Raw genomic sequence first — 2,348 nt, 5'->3', positions numbered from 1 at the left:
ATCAATGTCACCAGCAGCGGTGATGCGGTTGCCACTTCAGGCGGCAATGGCCAAGACGATGGTTTGGGCGCTGCCGGCGGTACCGGTGGCCGCGGAGGAAACGCCACGTCAGTTGCCAATGGTAGTGCTGCTGCTGGTAGTGGAGGTACCGGCGGTGTCGGCGGCAACGGCGGCGCGGGCGGCGACGGCGGGAACGCCTTTGCCAAGGGCGATGCAGCTGCAGACCTAGGGTCCAATGACACTGCGTTTTCGACTGCAGAAGGAGGTCAGGGGGGTAACGGCACCCGCGGGATCGCAGCCGGCGGCGCCGGTGGTGCGGGCGGCGACGGAGGGTCAGCCGAGTCCGGGTTCGGCGTTGCTATTGGCGGCGGCGGCGGCAATGGCGGTGACGGCGGGACCGGCGCTGACGGAGGTGTGGGGGGAGTCGGGGGCGCGGGCGGCAGCGGTGGTCGCGGCGGCCTATTGATCGGCAACGGTGGGTCAGGCGGCGCCGGCGGCACCGGTGGCACGGGGGGCATTGGGGCAACGGGTGGCCAGGGCGCCGCAGGGGGCAGTGGCGGCGATTCCGAGGCTGTACGAATTGCAACCATCGGTGGCGACGGGGGAGACGGCGGCAACGCGGCTACCGGTGGTACCGGCGGTGCAGGTGGTGCCGGCGGTGCAGGTGGTGCTGGTGGCGACGGCGGACTGCTCATCGGCAACGGTGGCCAAGGCGGCAACGCCGGTATCGGCGGTACCGGAGGCGCCGGAGGCATTGGCGGCGCAGGCGGCAACGGTGGCAATGGAGGACAATCAGTCGGGATCGACGGCGCAGGCAGCAGAGGCGGCAATGGCGGCAACGGCGGCAACGGCGGCAACGGCGGTGATGGTGGAAACGGAGGCGTCAGTGGAACCCCTGGCGCCGGCGGTTCCAGCGGAGTGCTCGGGGGTCAGCAAGGCGCTACCGGTACGAGCTCACCAGGCGGTACTGGGGGAGCCGGTGGAATCGGCGGCTCCTCTGGTACGGGTGGCGGCTTCGGCACCGGAACGACCGTTTTTGGCGTCGCAGGAGCCGACGGCACCGTTGGTGGCACTGGCAACCCCGGCCAAAAAGGCTAGCAATCAATTGATTTCGACCCGAGACCTATTCGTCACCGAGCGCTTAGGTGGGTCTGCTGCACCGATAGGTGACAGTTTCGGTCACGCGGCCGGACTGGCCGGTGTGGTCATGATTGCTTCGAATTCGATCAGGGTCAACCGCCCGAGAGCGGCCTGGCTTCGGCGACGGTGGCGAGTCCCCGTTTGTGAGTCGACCAGGTTCTGATATTTGGTCCCGGTTTGGCAACATTGCAGGGTGAAGCGCGGCCGTGACGGTTGGCGCAGCCGCCGCTTCGTTCACCAGATGAGTCGTTGCGCGGCGTCGTGTCGACGCTGGGTCAGTCTGATACGCGTCGGTTGATTACCGCAGGACGGGACTTTCGGCGTGAGCGGATCGCTTGTCTAGGATCGAGAGTAACTTTGTCTAGGATCGAGAGTAACTGTTGTGAGACAACATGTTTCCTCATAGAACCGGTCGCGGGTCGCTCGGTCTGACGTTTGCGTGCGCCGTCGGCTTCATCTGGACGTTTGCGGTTGTGTCAGTCGTCGATGATGGCCAGCGACCGGCCCACCCAGCCAGTTCTCGAGCGATCGCGGCGTTGGCGATCACTGGACGCTTGTGGCGCTGGTCGAATTGAACCCAGCGGGTGTACGGCCTCCGATTTGCAGCGTGACTGCGCGCTCGCACGGCAGGTGTCGGCCCCATCCAAGCGGCGACGAAGGCGCGCTCCGGGCCGGTAGCGCTTGCGGTGATGCCAGGCCGCTTCGATGAGCCGCCGCCGGACATGGTCATTGCCCGTCTTGGTCAGCCCACCCTGGGAGCGCGTGCCACCCCATTAGTACTCGGTGGGTACCAATCCGACGTAGGCGCCGATCGTTCGCCCGGTGAAGCGCTGCCAGACACCGATCTCTACGTCCGAGCCGAACGAAGTGAGAGTGGAGATGGCGCGCAACCACTGCAACCGGTCGGCGACCGCGGTGAATTCCGAATCAGCGGCCATCTGTGCGGTCGCCTCATCGAGGCGGTCACGACGATCGATGGTGGCCCGTAACGCGTCGGAAGCGGAGTCGAATGCCACTTGCAAGGCGCTGTTGTCGAAAGTCTGCCGGCGCAAACACAATTTGTCCTCAAGGTCCGGACCATCTGTACCGCGGCAGTTTTCTTCTCTGGGCTGCAAAGACGCGCCGCGGGCTTGGCCTGCCTATAACTCTTTCGACTAGGTCCATGCCGTGCAGGTATTTCCCATTCGGCGACGGGCGTGATTGCCTGA

1 protein-coding gene and 1 pseudogene are annotated in these 2,348 nt (G+C 65.8%); one reads left to right on the top strand and one right to left on the bottom strand.

The genetic code is table 11. The annotated features are described in order from the left end of the window. Positions 1-1,098 (top strand): annotated as a pseudogene (locus AC5Y7D_RS30740) (PE family protein); the annotation flags it as partial. An 815-nt stretch (positions 1,099-1,913) separates the two neighbouring features. On the opposite strand, the gene AC5Y7D_RS30735 reads toward AC5Y7D_RS30740, so the two are convergent. Further along, positions 1,914-2,156, bottom strand: coding sequence for a hypothetical protein (locus AC5Y7D_RS30735; RefSeq protein WP_499929938.1), 243 nt, complete (start codon positions 2,154-2,156; stop codon positions 1,914-1,916). Positions 2,157-2,348: the final 192 nt, after the last annotated feature.

The organism is Mycobacterium sp. NGS49, from assembly GCF_059812565.1.
Note: the sequence above shows the minus strand (reverse complement) of the source record. Positions and strands in the feature narration are given on the sequence as shown.